1 protein-coding gene is annotated in these 569 nt (G+C 73.8%); it reads right to left on the minus strand.

Features of this window, described 5'->3' with window-relative positions; translation table 11 throughout:
* A partial coding sequence (locus tag P5F91_RS19930; protein WP_277908055.1) for an AMP-binding protein occupies positions 1–569 on the minus strand: 569 nt, incomplete at both ends.

Below are 569 nucleotides of genomic sequence, written 5' to 3' on the forward strand. Positions count from 1 at the left end.
CTGCTGCAGGCGATAGTCGTCGATGCGGGCGCGCAAGCTGGCCTGGTCGACCTTTCCGGCCATGGTGGTGGGGATGCTCTCCACCGGGATGACGGCGGCCGGTAGCATGTAGCTGGGCAGGCGCTGGGCCAGCACCTCGCGCCAGGCGGTGTTGTCCGGCAGGTTGGCGCCGGTGGCGAAGGCGTAGAGCGCCTGGTTGCCGGCGGGATCCTTGTGCACCAGCACCACGGCCTGGCGTACGCCCGGCTGCGCCTCGATGGCGGCGGCGATCTCGCCCAGTTCCACCCGCTGGCCGCGCAGCTTGACCTGGCCGTCGGCGCGGCCCAGGACCAGCAACTCGCCCCCGGCCGTCCAGCGACCGAGGTCGCCGGTGCGGTAGCGGCGGCCGTCGGCGGCGGTGGGGAAGGCGCGCTTGGTCAGGTCGGGTCGGTTCAGATAACCCTGGGCCAGGCTGGCGCCGGCCACCCAGATTTCGCCGATGGCCCCGGGGGGCACCTGGCGGCCCTGGGCGTCCAGGATCATGACGCGGATGTTGGGCAGGGGCCGGCCGGCCGCCAGGCGGGGCGCGT

Source organism: Nitrospirillum amazonense (assembly GCF_029594735.1).
In the GTDB taxonomy this organism is placed as follows: Bacteria; Pseudomonadota; Alphaproteobacteria; order Azospirillales; family Azospirillaceae; genus Nitrospirillum; species Nitrospirillum amazonense.